The following is an 18,888-nucleotide window of genomic DNA, read 5'->3' on the forward strand; positions in this document are numbered from 1 at the left end:
CAATTCATTTTACTAAAAGAGAAGACCGAAGTAAATTCTTCGGTCTCAATTTTTCTTATTTTTGGACGTTTTCTTCATAATCGCCATTGATACAAACGACTTGTTTGCCGCCTTTAACTTTTTTCTCTACTAAATATTGCCCACATTTTGGACATGGTCGGCCAACTGGTTTGTCCCAAGAAGTGAAGTCACACTCTGGGTACCGACTACAGCCATAGAAAATCCGATTTTTCTTTGATTTCCGTTCAATAACTTGTCCTTCGTGACACACAGGACAAGTCACGCCAATTTCTTTGACAATCGCTTTTGTATTCCGACAATCTGGGAAATTACTACATGCATAAAATTTCCCGTAGCGACCCAGCTTAATCACCATTGGATGTCCACATAGTTCGCAGTCAAAACCTGCTGGTTCATCTTTAATTTGGATTTTTTCAATCTTTTCTTCGGCATTTGTTAATTCTTTTTCGAAGGGCTTGTAGAAACGATCGACAACTTCAACCCATTTTTCTTGACCTTCACCGACTTTATCTAAGTCCGTTTCCATTGTCGCTGTAAAATGTGTATCGACAATTTGTGGGAAAAACTCTGAAACTAGGGAATTCACAATTTCACCTAATTCCGTTGGTTCAAACCGTTTATTCGTTAGCTTCACGTAATAACGCCGTTGAATGGTTTCTAATGTTGGCGCATATGTTGATGGTCGGCCCACACCATTTTCTTCTAAAGTCCGGATTAACGTGGCTTCACTAAAACGAGCCGGTGGTTGAGTAAAGTGTTGTTTCGGTTCGATATCGACCGATTTAACAACGTCACCTTCCACTAATTCAGGTAAAATATTTTCCTTGTCTTCTTTACCATCATCGCGTCCTTCAACATATACTTGCATAAACCCTTTAAATTTCACTTTAGAGCCATTGGCAATAAACGTTACGCCGTTTTGTTGAAGCGTGACCTTCATGGTATCTAAAATCGCTGGTGTCATTTGACTAGCAACAAAGCGCGACCAAATAAGAGTATATAATTTTAATTGATCTTTATCTAAATACTTCTTCATTTCATCAGGTGTTCTTAAAACGCTTGACGGACGAACCGCTTCATGGGCATCTTGTGCACCTTGCGTATTTTTTGCTTTGCGGCCGCCATGTGCTGAGAACTCATCTCCGTAGGTCTTTTCAATGAATTCAGCAGCTTCTGCTTTGGCGGAATCGGCAATTCTGGTTGAGTCTGTACGCATGTAGGTAATCAGCCCCACAGTGCCTTGTTTCCCTAAAGCAATTCCCTCATACAATTGTTGCGCAACCATCATGGTTTTACGGGTACGGAAATTTAATTTACGTGCCGCTTCTTGTTGTAAACTACTGGTTGTAAAAGGTAACGCAGGATTACGTTTCCGTTCTTTTTTCTCAACTTTTGTAACATCGTAATCTTTACCGTCAATCCGAGAAGTGATTTCTTTCACCGCTTCTGCATTTGGTAATTTTTTCTTTTTACCATCTACGCCCCAGAAATTTGCTTTGAATTTCTTGCGACCTTTTTGGAAATTCCCATCAATGCTCCAATATTCTTCAGGTTTAAATTCTCGAATTTCATTTTCTCGATCAATAATCATTTTTAAAGCAACAGATTGCACACGACCAGCACTCAAGCCTTTTTTGACTTTACGCCATAAAATAGGACTAATCGAGTATCCAACTAAACGGTCTAAAATGCGCCTTGCTTGTTGTGCATCAACTAAATCAACGTTGATGGTTCTAGGTTCTTTAAATGCCGCTTTTACCGCTTCTTTAGTGATCTCGTTGAATACCACGCGGTTTTTATCTTTTAAATCAAGGCCAAGAAGATAAGCTAAATGCCAAGCAATTGCTTCACCTTCTCGGTCCGGATCGGCTGCGAGATAGACTTTTTCCGCTTTTTTTGCAGCAGCTTTTAAACTTTTGATGACATCGCCTTTTCCGCGAATCGAAATATAATGAGGTTCATAATTATTTTCAATATCAATCCCCATTTTACTTTTTGGTAAATCGCGAATGTGACCAACACTGGCAACCACCTTGTAGTTTCTTCCTAGATATTTTTCAATTGTTTTGGCTTTGGCAGGTGATTCTACAATCACGAGATACTTATAGGCCATTCAATTAGCTCCTTTCGCGTTCGCTTTCCTACTATATAATATATGTAAAAAACGCACAAATCGTAATACATCATATGCTATATAGAATAGGTTTGTCAAGACTAGGCTTTCTAACATTTCTGTCATTTATGTTTGACTGTCCGAATTTATAAATAAAAAATGCCTATGATTTATAGATTTTATCCTAAAGCATTAAAATACCCAAAACATTCCAAATAAAATGAGTCAAGACAGCAGCTTCAAAGCGACCCGTGCGTAGATAGACCCAACTTAACGCTAAACCCATGCCCCAATAAATAATAAAACTACCTATATCTGTGGGTGTGTGCACAAGTGCAAATAAAATAGAAGAAACGAGTATTCCTATTTTTGAAGCTGGCTTGAAAAACGCTTGAATCCCGACACGAAAAATTCCCTCTTCAAAAATTGGTCCAATCACACCTGCAAAAATAAGTATAAGCCCTTTAGGAATGGCTTGAACAATTTCTTCAACACTTTGTTGGTTAGAGGTCGTCTCTAGTCCTTCCAGACGTAATAAGAAATCACCAAGTATTCCCACACAAAAGATTATCACCAAACCTAACAAGACCACTGGCAAGGTTTCTTTGATTCCTAAAAAAGTCCAAGTTATGAGCTTTTTCTTTTTCAAAAAAGCAACAAATAGATAGACGAAATAGGCACCAAGTCCAACAGCCACTAATCCACTAACAAAGCGAAACCAAAAGTTTTCTGTAGAAACTTGAACAACTGAGACCATCATCAAAGGAATTTGATCCAAAACCAAAAAGCCCAGTAGCTGCATACCAAACAACCATCTTTTCCTAACAACCGTTTCCATTTAGACACTCCTAACTGCCAACCAAAAGATTAAAATCTGATTAAATAGTACCGAAGTGAACGTAGGTTGTCAATTCACAATTAGTAAAAGTCACAATTCTTCACAAATATCATCAATTGTCTGAACACATTTAGCGCCGTCCTGAATCAATTCATGGCAGCCTGTTGAAAAAGACTGGAAAATACTTCCCGGTACGGCAAATACCTCGCGCCCGTAATCCATCGCCGCTTGTGCAGTAATTAAAGAGCCACTATTCTTACGAGCTTCCATCACGCAGACCCCTAAAGATAATCCAGCAATAATGCGATTACGTGCAGGAAAATGATATTTTTTCGGCCCACTTCCATTCACATATTCTGTTAAAACAAGCTGATTCTGCTTCATAGTTTGCTGTAATTCTTTCTTTTCATACGGATAATATACATCTAATCCAGTGCCTAAAATTCCAATTGTCTGACCCCCGCTCTGGATGGCCATCTCATGGCTACGACTATCGATACCTTTGGCAAGACCGCTGACGATTGTGAACCCTTCTTTGACTATTTTAGGAACCAGAGCTTCAGTCACTCTTAACCCATACGAAGTGGCATAGCGAGCGCCGACGATGCCAATTTTCCTTCTGCTTAACAATTGTAAATTTCCTCTATAAAAAAGAATTGCTGGTGGATTATAAATTTCTCGTAATAATTTAGGATAGACGGCATCTAAAATTGTCATAAATTGGTGTTGGCATTGTCGTATATATAACGCTTCACTATGAATCGTATGGTGTAACCAAGATTGTTCAAATAATTCACGATATTTCTTGATTTCAGCAATTCTAATAATTTCTGTACTGGAAAAATCAACACGCTTTTGTGCGATAGCTTCTTGTAACACTTTTAAGATACCTAAATTGCCAATTCCTTGGCATACCGCTAATTTGAATAATAATTGTCGTTGTAAAATTTCCAACAAAAAACACCTCTTTCACATCTTCTTAAAATAAGAATACGTAAAAAAAGTGTTTTATTTTTAAATCATATCTTTTATTGGCGCAAAAGTACGTCGATGAATGGGTGTTACACCGTATTTTTCTAACCCGAGAAGATGTTCTTTTGTTCCATAGCCTGCATTGTTTTTAAATCCGTATCCAGGATATAATTCATCATATTCTTCCATTAATCGATCTCTTGTTACTTTTGCAATAATACTGGCTGCTGCAATTGAAATGGACCGTGCATCCCCTTTAATCAAACTTTCTTGTGGTTGGGGAACGTCTAACTGCATTGCATCAATTAATAAATAATCTGGTGTAAAAGCTAAATCGTCAATTGCCATTTTCATCGCTTGTCTAGTTGCTTGATAAATATTAATTTGATCAATGACTCCTTGATCAGCGATACCTAACCCGATAGCGACAGCCTGTTCTTGAATCTGGTTATATAACGTTTCCCGTTTTTTAGCAGATAGTTTTTTTGAATCATTTAAGCCTAATAATTGACAATCTTTCGGTAAAATAACTGCAGCTGTCACAACAGGACCAGCTAATGGTCCGCGGCCTACTTCATCAATTCCCGCAATTAAACGATGGCCTTTTTTATAGGCCGCTTCCTCAAATTGACTCATTTCTTTAAAAAGTTGCCACTCTTGTTCTTTGGCTAACTGGCGACGTTCCCATTGTTTGATCGCTTGTTGCACTCCTGAACGTTCATCTTCTCGCCAGCTTGCTAATCGTTCATCGGTTGCATCAGTGACAGTTAACAACGCTTCTTTGATTGCCTGAATCGACTCTTTTGCCATGTTATTCGTCTCCTAGTTCTTCCCAGCGGTCCAAAGTATACGTACCTAATTTTCCACTGCGAATTTCTAAAATAATCATTTCGCTGGCTCGATTATAATCATCTCTAAAACCACGTTTTTGGCTAATTAACATCAACTGTTCTGGGGCAGGTAAAAATAGCTCTTCCTCTGTTAAACCATATCGTTCCGTCAAACGTTGCGGATAAAAACGTGCAAAAAATTCTAATCCATAAATCGCCAAATCATCTAGATGCAATAATTGATCTTTTATAGCGCCAGTTAAAGCTAATTTTTTTCCAATTTCTTCATCTTCAAATTTTGGCCAGAGAATTCCTGGTGTATCCAGTAATTCCAATTGTGAACCAGAGCGTAACCATTGTTGTCCTTTTGTCACGCCTGGCTTGTTCCCAGTTTGCGCAATTTTTTTTCCGACTAAACGGTTCATTAAGGTTGACTTACCAACATTGGGGATCCCAATACACATTGCGCGAATCGCACGCGGTTTCAAACCTTTCGCCTGTTCACGAGCCAATTTTTCTTTTAACGCTTCCTTGGCTGCTGGCACAATTTTATTGATTCCTTTATTTTGTTGGGCATTGATAACTAGGGTTTGGTACCCTTTCTTTTGAAAGTAATGTTGCCATTTTTTATTTTGGTCATTATCTGCTAAGTCCCCTTTATTTAAAAGGACTAATCGTGGTTTTTGTTGGACAATTTGGTCCATCATTGGGTTACGAGAAGAAAGCGGTAACCGCGCATCAACTAGTTCAAATACAATATCGACATATTTGATTTTTTCAGAAACTTCTCTTCTTGCTTTGGCCATATGGCCGGGAAACCATTGAATGGTCATAATCTGTTCAAATCCCTTCTTTAACACATTGTTTCTTTGATTCAATTCTTCAACGAGTCCTGTGTCCCGCGTAGATTCTTGCGAAAAAACACCTTCTCTAGTTTAACATATTTTTCACGGATTTGATTTATTTTCTGCAGTGTTCTTTAAAAAACAAAAAAGCTGAAACAAACTCACTTTGGATTTTGTCTCAGACTTATACACTGGCAAAGTATAGAAAGAAGTAGGTCAAGCTCTTCTCAAGACCGACTCAAGAGTATTTCTGTTTTTACTTGTTATTTAGCATGAAGTAAATTTTCTTTACAATGAATTAACTCTGTTAAAAACTGACAGTACGGTGTAGCAATCCCATAAGCTTTCCCTTTGCGAACAATTGCTCCATTGATATAATCAATTTCGGTTAAACGATGATTGGCTATTAAGTCCTGATACATCGATGGATGGTGCAAACCAATTGTTTCTCGATTATAACACGAGCGGATTTGTTGAAGAACTGCTTGTTTATCTAACGTAACTCGTTCCACTTCAGCGACTGCTAAAAATTCATTAACTATTTGTTGAACAATTTGATCTGCTTGCTCTGTTTCGCCAAAGTCTGCCATATTACAATCCAACAAAGTACATAAACCATTCATTGTTCCATTCACACAGGCCTTCTTATAAATGGATGATAAAATATTCTCAGAATAACGTGCATTTAAGCCAGCGTTATTTAATACCTTAATGACTGCTTCTGCTGCTTGTTCACTTTGCGCCCCTAAATTTTGTAAATCAATCGAACCATTACCAAATAATTTTACTTTGCCCGGTCCTTCTAACCCAGCGGTCCACATTGTGTTTCCTAATAAAATATTTTCGTAAGGCACGTATTTTTTGATAATATCTTCGTGCCCAATTCCATTTAACAAGCATAAAACTTTCGTATTTTTATTAAGGAAATGTTCTAATGCTTCAAGCATTCCTTCCAGTTGCATTGCTTTTGTAAATAGGATAACTAAGTCTGCTGTAAAATCGATGCTTGCTACTTCTGTCTGAGGATAGATAGGAATTTTAGCGGTCACCACTTCGCCATTAAAATCAGCAACTAACCCGTTTTTTCTTATTGCTTCAATATGTTCTGGCCAACCATCAACAAAAATAACGTCATTTCCTGCTTGATGTAACATTAGTCCAAAACGACTGCCCATAGCGCCAGCACCTGCGATAATAATCTTCATTTCTTTTCCTCCGTTCAATTTTTTATTTTTAGGTAAAAATCTGCTAAGAAAATCTCTATCTCTTACTTTTATAGCAATAAAAAGGCAAAACATATGTTATATTATAAGTGATCTATTTGTTATTTTTTATCCAAGCACATTTGTGTAAGCGCTTTTAAAAAGAAAGGGAGTTTCTGATGAATATTCAGCTTTTAAAGTACTTCATTGAAATTGTTAATACCCGCAGTTTATCGGCGGCCGCTCGCAATTTATTTGTCACCCAACCAACACTTTCTTTAGCATTGAAAAAAATGGAATCTGAGTTAGGCACAGCGTTGTTTGATCATTCTGATCAACCGTTTCAATTGACCGATACTGGTGTTTATTTATATGAACATGGCCAAGAAGTTGTTTTTCAATTCGATCAATTGGTAACAGATATTCGTGAAATGAACCAGAAACCAGTCAAAAAGCAATTACGTTTAGGCTTAACTACTTTATTTGCTGTACAATTTATGAAAGAAATTTCACGATTTTTAACAACCCATCCACATGTGAATTTAATATTACAGCAAGATGGCTCGCCAAAATTACAAACGATGTTAGCAAATAAAGAAATTGATATGGGACTAATTTCTTTTCCAAATACCTTACCTGAAATTATTCATATTGAACCTTTAGAAACGACTACCAAAGGCTACCATGTTTATGTCGTGGTACCAGAATCAAATCCTCTCTCCCAATATGAAAAATTAACTTTTAAAGATTTGAAAGATCAACGATTTTCATCGTTAAGTGATAATTTTATGATTGGTCGCCTACTATTAGATCGGACTCGGAGCTTCGGTTATGAGCCGAATATCATTTTGCATAACGATGATTTACAAGTACTTCTTTATAGTTTACAAAAAAATAATTCGATTTGTTTGCTGCCGATTGAATATTATGAAGTGGGAAAAAGTCAGGGACTGAAATGGATTCCTTTAAAAGATAAGTTTGACTATTTCCCCATCGGCATTGCTTTGCGCCGCGATTTTAGTCTGACAGAAGATGTTAGAGATTTTATCCAAATCATTAAAGAAAATTAATGGATAATCTAGCCTTGATAAGCAAAGACGACTTTACTATCATAAAGTTTCAACACTTTTTCAAATAAGAATTTTGAGAATAAACCCGCGACAATTGGAACAACAAACCAAGAAAAGAGTAAGGGTAAAATCCCTAAGCCCGCATCCAATGAAGCAAGTGGTCCCACGAGTCCAACCAAGCCAAATCCAGCCGATTGTGGGGTTCCTGAAATGTTGAATAGAACCACAGGAATTGCTGAAATAGTCGCTGTAAATAAACAAGGAATTAAAATAATTGGGTATTTAAATAAGTTAGGCATCATCATTTTCATGCCGCCCAAAGAGACAGCCAGTGTCACTCCCGATTGGTTGACATTCCAAGAATTAATCACAAGAACAACAGTTGTGGCTGCAATTCCCATTGCAGCAGCACCTGCAGACAAGCCATTCAACTGAATCGCCAAACCGATTGCCACAGTAGTGATTGGTGAAATAATCAGTGCAGCAAATGAACAAGCAATTAAAATACTCATGATAATTGGCTGGAAATCAGTAAAATTGTTAATCACTTTACCAATGGCGACCGTAATTTGTGTCACATATGGATAAATCAACATGCCAAACAAACCTGCACCTACTCCAACAACGATCGGTAAAGCAATGATTTCCACTGAACCGAATTTTTTATCGATGACTAATAAAAGTAAGACTGCAACAGAAGCCGTAATCATAATATTAATGATGTCACCAGTGCCTGCACCAATAAAGCCTTTCACTTCTGAATTAAATTTAATCACGCCAGAGCCAGCAAATGCTGCACCGCCAGCAATCATCATTTTCTGTGGCGTTAAGCCAAATTGAAAAGCAATCAGTCCACCAATAATTAAAGGGGTGGCTAGTTGGAAAATTTGCGCCGCATGAATAATCATTTCGATAATCTTGTATTCTGCAAAATATTTTAAAATGGCTCCTAATACAGCATTGGGAATTAAGGCGATAATGGTGCCGGAAGCTGTTCCAGCTAACACTTTGTTAAAAAATATTCTTGGGGTTAATTGAGCATCCAGTTTATCAGTGGGCATTTTCAACACTCCTATTGATTATTTTTGTTTTTTTAGAATAAGTTTGAGAATGATTGAACTTTCTGTTAGATAAAGAGCGGCCTCAAAGAAGAGCGTTTATTTCTTTGAGGCGCTTTTTATTTAACTAAAGTAAGGAACGATTTTTAATATACATCCGTATCCGCATTATATTTCGCTAAATTATCTTTAACATCTCGCAAGAACTTACCTGCTTGTTGTCCATCTAAAATTCGATGATCAATAGAAAGACATAAGTTAACCATATCTGCCACTTTAAAGCCTCCATCTGCGGTTGGCACAAGGCGTTTATTAATTGACTCTACTTGTAATATCGCAGCTTGTGGATGGTTAATAATTCCCATCGATTGGACGGAACCTAGTGTCCCAGTATTATTAAGGGTAAAGGTCCCTCCTTGCATTTCTTTGCTTGCCAGCGTTCCTTGTCGGACTTCTTGTGCCAAACGATTGATTTCTTTAGCTAGCCCTGCAATCGAATAGTTATCCGCTTGTTGAATCACTGGCACGTAAAGATGCTCGTCTGTCGTTACAGCTATGGATAAATTAACATCTTTATGATAAATAATTGAGCCATCATCCCAAGATGTATTGATTTTTGGATTTTTCTTTAACGCTTGAATGACTGCTTTGGCAAAAAATGGGAAGAAGCTTAGAGACAGTCCCTCTTGTTGTTTAAATTCATCTTTTAATGAATTTCTAAGTTGGACTAAGTTGGTCACATCCGCTTCCACCATTAACCAAGCGTGAGGGATTTCGTTGACACTTTGTACCATTTTTTTAGCAATCGCTTTACGTACAGGATCTGCAGAGACAATTTTATCTGTGGTTGTTTCAGTTGGACTAGCTGTTGCGGCGCTCTCATTTTGCGAAGCAACTGGCTCCTCTGAAATTGAAGGGCTAGTTCCTGGACTCACTGTTTTCTCAGGTGTTCTTGCCTGTGTTGGTGTAAAGTTTGTGACATCTTTTCTAGTAATTCGACCATCACGACCTGTCCCTGTAACTTGTGTTAAATCAATCTTTTTTTCTTGGGCAATTTTAAGGACTGCTGGGGAATAACGACCATTATTTTTTTGATGGGACGTCGCAGTGCTTGTTGTTTCAGCCGTTTCATGTTCATGTGCTTGTTCCGCACTTGCTTCTTTCACTGGTGCTAAAGTAGCTACTTCTGTTTCTTCTGTTGTTTCTTCTGTCTCTAACGTCATCACCGCTGTTCCGATGGGCACATCTGTATCTAGAGAAATCAGAAATTCTTTTACTACACCATCAAAATCTGATGGGACTTCCGTGGTGACTTTATCAGAAACGACTTCCATTAAAGGATCATAGCGTTTCACCGAATCCCCTGGTTTAACTAACCATTGAACAATGGCTGCCTCTGTGACACTTTCGCCTAGATGAGGCATTTTGATTTCTTTTGTGGCCATTTATTTTTTCCTCCTTGCTTCAATTAAAATTCTGCTAATTCTTTCATTGCTGCTAATACTTGCTCTTCATTGATTAAAAATTCTCTTTCTAAAGGTAATGCATAAGGCATGCTTGGACAATCAGGTCCTGCAAGTCGTTGAATCGGTGCATCTAAATCAAAGAGAGCATCTTCTGAAATCATTGCTGCAATTTCACTCATCACACTGCCTTCTTTATTGTCTTCTGTTACGAGTAAAACCTTCCCCGTTTTCTTAGCTGCAGCCACTAATGTTTCGCGATCTAAAGGATATAATGAGCGAACATCGACGATTTCGGCATCAATACCTTCAGCGGCTAGTTTTTCCGCCGCAGCTAAAGCTAATTGCAAGGTCATGCCGTAACTAATCACGGTTAAATCACTACCCGTTCTAACGACATTGGCTTTGTCAATTGGTACGATATAATCATCTGCAGGCACTTCATCTTTTAGTAAACGATATAAACGCTTATGTTCGTAAAAAATGACTGGATCATCGGAACGAATTGCTGCTTTAATCATCCCTTTTGCATCATAAGGATTAGAGGGGGTCACCACTCTTAATCCTGGTTGTCCACAAAAAACTTTTTCTGTAGACTGAGAATGATACAGCCCACCACGAACACCGCCGCCATAAGGGGTCCGATAAACGATTGGCGCAGTCCAATCGCCTTTTGTTCTATAGCGCATTGTCCGAGCCTCTGATAACAATTGATTGGTTGCAGGCAAAATGTAATCCGCAAATTGAAATTCACCAATTGCGCGATAGCCCATTAAACCTAAGCCGACAGCTAAACCACCAATTAAGCCTTCTGTTAACGGTGTATTAAAACAACGCTCGTCACCGTATTTAGCAGCCAAGCCCTTTGTTACACCGAACACGCCGCCTTTGTCGCCGCCGACATCTTCCCCAAAAATAACTACTTTTTCATCACGAGCCATTTCTTCAGAAATTCCTAAGTTAATTGCTTCTAAATAAGTCATCTCAGCCATTATATTTCTTCTCCTCTTCTCTTATTTTGCATACACTTCTTCTAAAATTGATGTCGGTACAGGATCTGGCATTGCTTCTGCTTCATCCGTTGCTTGATTGATTTCTGCACGAATTTCTTCATCAATTTTGGCAATGTCTTCGTCTGTTAAATAGCCCTCTTCTAATAATTGTTTTTCAAAAAGCTTCACTGCATCGTTCTTTTTCATTTCTTCAAGTTCTTCTTTTGAACGATAAACAGATTGATCATCGTCAGCGGAATGAGAAGTCAAGCGAGAAACCATTAATTCAATCAATTTTGGTCCTTTTTTCCCGCGAGCCGCTTTTACTGCTTCTTTAAATGCTAGATAGACTTCAGTAAAATCACTACCATCAACGGTTACACCTTCAAAGCCATAAGCTTTCGCGCGATCGGCCATTCGTTTATTGGCATACTGTTCTTCAATTGGGACAGAAATCGCATATTCATTATTTTCAACAACAAAAATGACTGGTAATTTTTTTACGCCTGCAAAGTTCATAGCTTCTTGGACTTCTCCTTGATTGGCAGAGCCTTCCCCAGTGGTGGTCAATGCAACAAAATCAGCTTTTTGAAGTTGCGCTGCATAACCAACACCTGTTGCTAATGGCATTTGTGTACTTACTGTTGAAGAGAAGGAAACAATATTATGCTCTTTTGAACCATAATGATTCGGCATTTGACGACCATGGGAAGAAGGATCCGCCTCTTTTCCAAAAGAACCCATTAAAATATCTTTGGAGGTCATGCCCCAAACCAAGCACGCGGTCATATCACGATAATACGGTAAAAAATAATCTTTTTGAGGATCAAAAGCCATCGCCATCGCTACTTGTGCAACTTCTGCCCCTTGACCAGAAATATTGAAAGAGGTCTTACCAATCCTTGTTAATTGCCACAACCGTTCGTCTAAACGACGTCCTCTTAGTACTTGACGATATGCCTGAATCAATTCTTCTTTTGATAAACCCGATTTTTTGAGCGCTTTCATTTTCATCAACCTTTCTCTATTTGTGAATCGCTAAGCCATAAGTATCTAAGGCTGCTTCTTGCAATACTTCTGTCATTGTTGGATGCGCATGGATTGCTTCGCCAATTTCAATGGGCGCGGCATCTAAATACATGGCAGTACTTGCTTCGGCAATTAAATCCGTGACATGTGGGCCAATCATAGAAACCCCTAATAAATCATCGGTATTCTTATCACGAATTACTTCTATAAAGCCATCTGTTTCTCCATAAACAAGTGATTTACCATTACCATTAAAATTAAAGGTACCAATCACTACTTCTTTATCTGCTGGTAAAGTTTCTCTAGTATAGCCGACACTTGCTATTTCAGGATTTGTATAAACACCTCGAGGCACGTTTGTATAATTTAAAGGTTCAACTGTCTCGCCTAAAAGATGCTGAACAACTAACTCTCCTTCTTTCATAGCCACATGTGCTAGTTGGAGTGTATCGATACAATCACCGATCGCATAAATATGTCCTTCTGTGGTTTGATAAAATTCATTTACTTCAATGCCTTTGTCAGTATATTTCACTGAGGTATTCTGTAACCCTAACTTATTGATATTGGGCTGACGTCCAATTGCTACCATGACTTTGTCAACGGTGAGGGTTTCTTGTCCTGCAACTTCTACTTGAACCTTTTGTCCAGTAACTTTCGCTTCTTGGACTTTGCTACCTAATAGAATGTTAATTCCTCGTTGCTCTAAACGTTTCTTTAATTCTTTAGAAATTGTTGCACTCTCATTTATAAGTAAACGATCCAAAAATTCAATGATAGTTACGTTGACACCTAAACTATTTAATAAAGAAGCCCACTCGACGCCAATAACGCCACCACCAATAATTGCAATTGATTCTGGTAATTCTTCTAATTCAAGCATCCCATCAGAAGATAAGATAAATTCTTCATCTAATGGCAAATTAGGTAATGTTTTAGGACTAGAGCCTGTCGCAATAATGACATTTTTAGGAACAATAATTTCTTCTTCCCGTGTTGGATCATTAAACGTAACTGCCACTGCGCCAGAGACTGGTGAAAAAATAGAGGGACCTAAAATCGCACCTTCGCCTGCTAAAATTTTGATTTTATTTTTCTTGCATAAGCCTTCAACACCTTTGTGTAACTGCTCAATAATTCCTTCTTTCCGTTGTTGTATTTTAGAAAAATCAATGGACGATGCCTCTGTTTCAATCCCAAAAGAAGCCGCTTGTTTTAAGGTATCAAAAACCTCTGCGCTTCTTAATAAAGCTTTTGTAGGGATACAGCCTTTGTGCAAACAAGTGCCACCTAATTTGTATTTTTCAACAATTGTGACGTTTAGCCCTTTTTGTGCAGCTCGAATTGCTGCTACATAGCCTCCTGTTCCGCCACCTAAAATCAGTAAATCTGTTTGTTCCGCCATTTTGATCACTCCTGCTCAATTTTTGCTTCACTATAATTTAAAGCTTGTTCTTCCCCTGTTAATACTCGATTGACGCCTTCATATAAAGCAGCCATCTCCATTTCACCTGGGTAAACCTTAATTGGTGCAATCCAAGTGACTTTTTGACTAATTTCTTGAACAACGGTTTGCGAATAGGCTGCGCCCCCTGTTAAAATAATTGCATCAATTGTGCCTTCAAGAACCACGGCCATCTCGCCAATACTTTTTGCGATTTGGTAACACATTCCTTTTAAATAGTAATTTGCTGTTTGATCACCTGCAGCTATTTGTGCTTGGATATGCCGTAAATCTGTTTCACCTAGGTATGATTTAAGACCGCTATTACCCGCAATTAGCTTTTTCACTTGGCTAATCGTCAACTCCTGTTCAAGTATCCATTGCGCAAATTCAACGAGCGGTAAGGCGCCACTGCGTTCAGGCGTATAAGGACCTTCACCATCAAGCCCATTTACCACATCCACCATGCGGCCTTTTTGATGCGCCCCCAAGCTAATACCCCCACCTAAATGAACAACGATAAAATTGCTTTGCTCATATGTTTTTCCTAAATCCTCAGCGATTTTTCGAGCGACCGCTTTTTGATTTAAGGCGTGACCAACGCTACGCCGCTGAATGCCTTTTAATCCAGAAATCCTGGCTAATGGCTGTAGCTCATCTACAACAACAGGATCGACAATAAAGGCTGGTACGTGATATTTTTCTGCAAACTCATTAGCTAAAATCGCCCCTAAATTTGAAGCATGGGTATTAAAGCGTTCTGTCCGCAAGTCTTCTAGCATTTGTTGATCGACAAGATACGTACCGCCAGGAATAGGCTTAAGCAAACCACCACGCCCTACGACAGCGGCTAATTGTGTGATGTTATGTGTTTCTAAAAATTCCGCGATCATTTGTTTTCGAAATGCTGTTTGACTGACAACATTTTCAAAAGGTGCCAATTCTTGGACGCTATGTCTAAGCGTTTCTTCTGCCAAGCAATCATGATTAGCAAAAAGCGCTAACTTCGTGGAGGTCGAGCCAGGATTAATAACCAATACTGTTTCCATTGTTTTCTGCTCCTTTTTTTAAACTTGTCTCATGGCAAATCTTAATGAATGGAATTTGCTTTCTGTCGAATCGCTTCTAGATGTTAAAACGACTGGGACTTTTGTGCCAACAATCGTTCCTCCCACCTTGGCGTGCCCAAACAAGGTTAATGATTTGTATAAACAATTTCCAACATCAATAGTTGGGACCACTAAAATATCTGCATCCCCCATGATAGGACCGCTGTAACGTTTATGCGCAACCGCTTCTTCAGAGGTCGCTAAATCAAGCGAAAGTGGCCCAAAAACCGTAGCCTCTTGTTGATCATTAAAATGTGCCGTGACTTCTTTTGCTAAAACAGACGAAGGCATTTTAGGATTGAAATTTTCCGCTGCGCTTAACAAAGCAATTTTCGGGTGGTGCAGTCCCAATTTTTGGGCGACTTCTTTAGCATTTGCAACAATTTCAATGAGGGTCGCTTGAGTGGGGGCGATATTCATCGCACAATCGGTTAACAAGAAGGTTTTTCCCGCAGGCAGCTCCACCATTGCTACATGGGAAAGAATCGGTTTATTTTTTAATTGATGCTCGCTTTTCAACATTTCTTTCAGTAATGTGTGGGTCTGAATAATTCCTTTCAATAAAATTTGTGCTTGACCGATTGCAACTAGACTGACAGCTTCCTGTGCTACCGCGGCCTCATCTGAGCAATGAACATATTTCCAGAGATTTTCAGTATCAAGATTTTCATTTGTATCAAATACAATAAACTGCAACGGTTGCTCGGCTTCTTTTAGCGCTTTTTTAACTAGCTGTAAAATCTCTGGTTGTGAACCTCCTGCAATTGAAACAGTGATCATTTTCTCACCTCATTTTTTCTTCTTTACACTTTAAATCTACCTCAGTATGTAAGCGCATACAAATTGTTAATTTTTATGCCCTTATTAATATTTTTTATAGAGAAGGAAAAGCTTAGTAAATCAAGCTTTTCTTTATCTAAACAATTGTTATCTAATTTACTTTTCATGAAAAAACTTCTTTTCTAAGAATGAAAGGAAAACTTATGCTTCGGCACAGCTGTTTATTTATGTCCGATCCTAAAGCATGTTATACTTTAGATACTTATTTTTAGGAGGAATTAAATGGCACTACTACTATTCTTTTTGTTTATCGCCCTACTAGGATTTGGTATATTAAAAATTAATAACCGCAGTATCCTCGGCGGTATCACTCTGGCTTCTGGCACCTTATTGTCATTAGTCACCTTACTATTTATCGGACTAGACAAAATTTATTTACATTTTAAGAATGGCGACTTAATTACCTTGGCTATTGGTTATCTATTAATTCCCGCTGTGTTTATCGGCATTTGCCTTTACTTTATTTTTAACTCACGTACAATGCAAACGAAAGAAGGCAAAAGTGTCACGGCTAAATTGTCGGCGGGCTTAGGACTGAACTTATTAATTGCTTTACCCGCCTTTCTATATTTATTATCAGTTGGCACAGCGCAGATACCTTATGTGCTTTTTCTGTTCTTACTTTTTCTATTGTTAATGGATCTTTTGCTGACCTTTCTATTTGCTGCTTACGTCTTGTATTCATGGATGTACCAAATGATTCCTTTAAAAAAAGCGGTTGATTATATCATTGTTTTAGGTTCGGGAATTCGTAGCGAGGAAGTGCCTCCACTTTTGAAGAGTCGGTTAGATAAAGGGATTGAATATTATGAAAAAAATCCCACCGCTAAATTTGTAGTCAGCGGTGGTCAAGGTCCTGACGAACCTGTGGCCGAAGCTTTCGCAATGAAAAAATATTTGCTTTCACAAAATATTCCTGCGGAAGCAATTTTGATGGAGGACCAATCCACAACCACTTATGAAAATATGTTGTTTTCTAAAGCAATCATTCAGGCGGATTGGCAAAAGATGCCGTCTGATTCTAAACAACCCTCTGTTATTTTTTCAACAAATAACTATCATGTCTTACGAGGAGCTATGTATGCCCATCGTGTCGGCTTAAAAGCTGAAGGTGTCGGGGCGCCAACTGCCTTATATTTTTTACCAACTGCTCTAATCCGAGAATACATTGCCTTACTGGTTCATGATAAGCGAATTGTGCTTTTTGTTTTTCTACTTGTCACTCTTCTTTTAGGAATCAGTATCTTACCCATCTAAAAAAACAGCGACTCACATTTTTGTGAGTCGCTGTTTTTATTTTTTTAATATAAAAAGGTTTAATGAACGTAATTGGCTATCAATGCAATCAGCCATAAATGAAGCGGATAGAATCCGTAAAATAAATATTTGAAAAATGGTGCTTTGCTCCCTCTCTCACCATTGTAAAGCGATATAAATGGTAACACAGTGATAAACATAAAATCAGAATTATAAGCTAACATTTCAATTGTCGTTGGCCAATCTCCCAACCATTGAAAACTTGTAACTAAGAAAAAGAGCGCTAATGCACCATATAAACAGTTCCGTAAGACAAGTCTCTTTCTGGCTAAATACGTAATCAACATAAAAGGTAACATCACAATGCCACCTTCAGCAAACATTGCTCCTATTCCTAAAATGGCTAATATACTAATCAATAAAACAATCTTTAAACTGATTTTTGGCATCTCTAGCATCGCTTTTGTCACAATTAACATACTGACCCCAAGGGCTAAGGTGAAGAAAATATTGTTGTGAACTGCGACAGCTGGATTATTCACTAAATGATTTAGAAGCGTATTTCCAACAAACATGATTGCTGCCCAAATATACAAACGACCATTGTAACGATAAACATTCCGTGTATAGTTGAAACCTTCTACAGCCATGTAACCAAAAAACACGCCGACACAACGAGTAATTACATGAAAAATCAGTGCCCATTCTGGCGGAACAAAATAACTAATATGGTCAAGAACCATTAACCCCATCATCAATAACTTTAAGCGATTTGCGTTCATGAATCGTCTCCTTTATTTTTTCTACAGAAACTATCATATCTTTTTATATAACAGAAAACAACGAACATTCTTGTTAGATTCAACCATTCTTTTTGTCACTTTCGTTAAACTTGGTACCGCAAAGATAAATCTTCAAATAAATAATGTTGGTATTTAAATTGTTCAAAATGAATTTTTCGAATTTCTTGCTTAATGGCTGTTAAGCATTCATCGACCGTCATCAATGATTCTTCTTTTAGAAGCGCCTCTTCTATTAATAATTTGCATTGGCAATCAATCAATAAAAGTTGACTATAGAATGTGTAAAATGTTTCTTTATTTAATTTTTCAATCAAATTTTTAGCTTGATTCTGCAGCTTTTGATAACATTTGGTCAATTTTTGATAATCCATTAAATCAACTAACTGACCTTGTTTTAACATGTTACTAAAGTCTAAATCCCAAAGCATTTCTTTAGTCGGCTGTTGCAATAAATAATACATAGAATGACTACTAATAATTTCAGTGGTCGGTTCTTCAATTGTTTCATAAAAAGTCACAAAATATTCTCGCTCAATCACAGTAATAATTTCTTCTTCTGAAAGCTCACAATCTTCTAAATTTTGATAGAATATCAATAATTTAATCCGCTCATCTATTTTATTCAGCGAAGCGACTAATTCAGGAAAAAGAACCGACTGACAATTCTCTACTAATTCTCTTGCCTTATTTTGTTCATTTTTATAAAAGCTGTATAACTTTTTCCGCTGTTTTAACGAGTTTAGTAAGTTATCGGGTATATTCCAGTAATATTGTTTCTTCATAGCATTCCCACTCTTCTTTTTTATGTACAATTTTACAAAATTGGTCTTAGCCAATTTCGTCTCTAGTTATTCTATCAAAAAAGTGACGCTTTTTTACTGACAATAATTACTCGTTTTACGCCCAAAAAGTGAAAATTCAGCTGTTAAGTAGTTATTGGGGCTTGTTTCCCGCGGGCCGAAAAAACTTTTTCCTTTTAAAAGTCCAGAAAAAGACCTACAC

At 37.8% G+C, this 18,888-nt stretch carries 16 protein-coding genes and 2 pseudogenes; 2 read left to right on the forward strand and 16 right to left on the reverse strand.

Annotation, left to right across the window (positions count from 1 at the left end; genetic code table 11):
- Positions 1–55: 55 nt before the first annotated feature.
- The 6 genes from topA to MKZ30_RS06985 all read right to left on the reverse strand — a co-directional run bounded on the left by topA (position 56) and on the right by MKZ30_RS06985 (position 6,824).
- A complete protein-coding gene (topA, locus tag MKZ30_RS06960; RefSeq protein ID WP_002357484.1) occupies positions 56–2,134 on the reverse strand; it encodes a type I DNA topoisomerase in 2,079 nt (692 codons plus the stop codon).
- Between the two features lie 184 nt (positions 2,135–2,318).
- Positions 2,319–2,972 carry a CPBP family intramembrane glutamic endopeptidase gene (locus MKZ30_RS06965; RefSeq protein WP_002420171.1) on the reverse strand — a complete coding sequence of 218 codons (654 nt, stop codon included), beginning with the start codon at positions 2,970–2,972 and terminating at the stop codon, positions 2,319–2,321.
- Between the two features lie 90 nt (positions 2,973–3,062).
- Complete coding sequence (gene dprA / locus MKZ30_RS06970; protein ID WP_002393384.1) at positions 3,063–3,926, reverse strand: DNA-processing protein DprA; 864 nt, start codon at positions 3,924–3,926, stop codon at positions 3,063–3,065.
- A gap of 60 nt (positions 3,927–3,986) precedes the next feature.
- Positions 3,987–4,754: a ribonuclease HII gene (rnhB, locus tag MKZ30_RS06975; RefSeq protein WP_016614614.1), complete on the reverse strand. Its 768-nt coding sequence runs from the start codon at positions 4,752–4,754 to the stop codon at positions 3,987–3,989.
- Between the two features lies 1 nt (position 4,755).
- Positions 4,756–5,607, reverse strand: coding sequence for a ribosome biogenesis GTPase YlqF (ylqF, locus tag MKZ30_RS06980; protein WP_002357480.1), 852 nt, complete (start codon positions 5,605–5,607; stop codon positions 4,756–4,758).
- Positions 5,608–5,882: 275 nt separating this feature from the next.
- Positions 5,883–6,824, reverse strand: coding sequence for a 2-dehydropantoate 2-reductase (locus tag MKZ30_RS06985; RefSeq protein WP_033601229.1), 942 nt, complete (start codon positions 6,822–6,824; stop codon positions 5,883–5,885).
- A gap of 176 nt (positions 6,825–7,000) precedes the next feature.
- Between MKZ30_RS06985 and MKZ30_RS06990 the strand changes: the two genes are divergently transcribed.
- Positions 7,001–7,891: a LysR family transcriptional regulator gene (locus MKZ30_RS06990; protein ID WP_002369350.1), complete on the forward strand. Its 891-nt coding sequence runs from the start codon at positions 7,001–7,003 to the stop codon at positions 7,889–7,891.
- Positions 7,892–7,899: 8 nt separating this feature from the next.
- Here the strand turns inward: MKZ30_RS06990 and MKZ30_RS06995 are convergent, their stop codons facing one another.
- The 8 genes and pseudogenes from MKZ30_RS06995 to ptb form a co-directional block, all read right to left on the reverse strand.
- Complete coding sequence (locus MKZ30_RS06995; protein WP_002384478.1) at positions 7,900–8,952, reverse strand: PTS sugar transporter subunit IIC; 1,053 nt, start codon at positions 8,950–8,952, stop codon at positions 7,900–7,902.
- Between the two features lie 143 nt (positions 8,953–9,095).
- Positions 9,096–10,028, reverse strand: a pseudogene (locus tag MKZ30_RS07000) (dihydrolipoamide acetyltransferase family protein); the annotation flags it as partial.
- Between the two features lie 195 nt (positions 10,029–10,223).
- A pseudogene (locus tag MKZ30_RS13400) lies at positions 10,224–10,394 on the reverse strand (biotin/lipoyl-containing protein); the annotation flags it as partial.
- A 23-nt stretch (positions 10,395–10,417) separates the two neighbouring features.
- Positions 10,418–11,404 (reverse strand): alpha-ketoacid dehydrogenase subunit beta, encoded by a 987-nt coding sequence (locus MKZ30_RS07005; protein ID WP_002357475.1) that lies wholly within the window; start codon positions 11,402–11,404, stop codon positions 10,418–10,420.
- 21 nt (positions 11,405–11,425) lie between these two features.
- Positions 11,426–12,418: a thiamine pyrophosphate-dependent dehydrogenase E1 component subunit alpha gene (locus tag MKZ30_RS07010; protein WP_002420169.1), complete on the reverse strand. Its 993-nt coding sequence runs from the start codon at positions 12,416–12,418 to the stop codon at positions 11,426–11,428.
- Positions 12,419–12,428: 10 nt separating this feature from the next.
- Positions 12,429–13,838 carry a dihydrolipoyl dehydrogenase gene (gene lpdA / locus MKZ30_RS07015; RefSeq protein WP_033601227.1) on the reverse strand — a complete coding sequence of 470 codons (1,410 nt, stop codon included), beginning with the start codon at positions 13,836–13,838 and terminating at the stop codon, positions 12,429–12,431.
- Positions 13,839–13,843: 5 nt separating this feature from the next.
- Positions 13,844–14,926, reverse strand: coding sequence for a butyrate kinase (gene buk, locus MKZ30_RS07020; RefSeq protein ID WP_033601225.1), 1,083 nt, complete (start codon positions 14,924–14,926; stop codon positions 13,844–13,846).
- A gap of 18 nt (positions 14,927–14,944) precedes the next feature.
- Positions 14,945–15,766 (reverse strand): branched-chain phosphotransacylase, encoded by an 822-nt coding sequence (gene ptb, locus MKZ30_RS07025; RefSeq protein ID WP_010816543.1) that lies wholly within the window; start codon positions 15,764–15,766, stop codon positions 14,945–14,947.
- Positions 15,767–16,048: 282 nt separating this feature from the next.
- On the opposite strand from ptb, the gene MKZ30_RS07030 reads away from it, so the two are divergent.
- Positions 16,049–17,083 (forward strand): YdcF family protein, encoded by a 1,035-nt coding sequence (locus MKZ30_RS07030; RefSeq protein WP_033601224.1) that lies wholly within the window; start codon positions 16,049–16,051, stop codon positions 17,081–17,083.
- Between the two features lie 59 nt (positions 17,084–17,142).
- Here MKZ30_RS07030 and MKZ30_RS07035 read toward each other — a convergent pair whose 3' ends face one another.
- Both MKZ30_RS07035 and MKZ30_RS07040 read right to left on the reverse strand, forming a co-directional pair.
- On the reverse strand, positions 17,143–17,865 hold the full coding sequence (locus tag MKZ30_RS07035; RefSeq protein ID WP_002357468.1) for a TraX family protein: 723 nt from the start codon (positions 17,863–17,865) through the stop codon (positions 17,143–17,145).
- A gap of 104 nt (positions 17,866–17,969) precedes the next feature.
- The gene (locus tag MKZ30_RS07040; protein WP_002384475.1) at positions 17,970–18,722 is read right to left on the reverse strand and encodes a DUF7006 family protein; all 753 of its coding nucleotides are present in this window, start codon (positions 18,720–18,722) and stop codon (positions 17,970–17,972) included.
- Positions 18,723–18,888: the final 166 nt, after the last annotated feature.

Source organism: Enterococcus sp. LX10, from assembly GCF_023539285.1.
In the GTDB taxonomy this organism is placed as follows: Bacteria; Bacillota; Bacilli; order Lactobacillales; family Enterococcaceae; genus Enterococcus; species Enterococcus faecalis.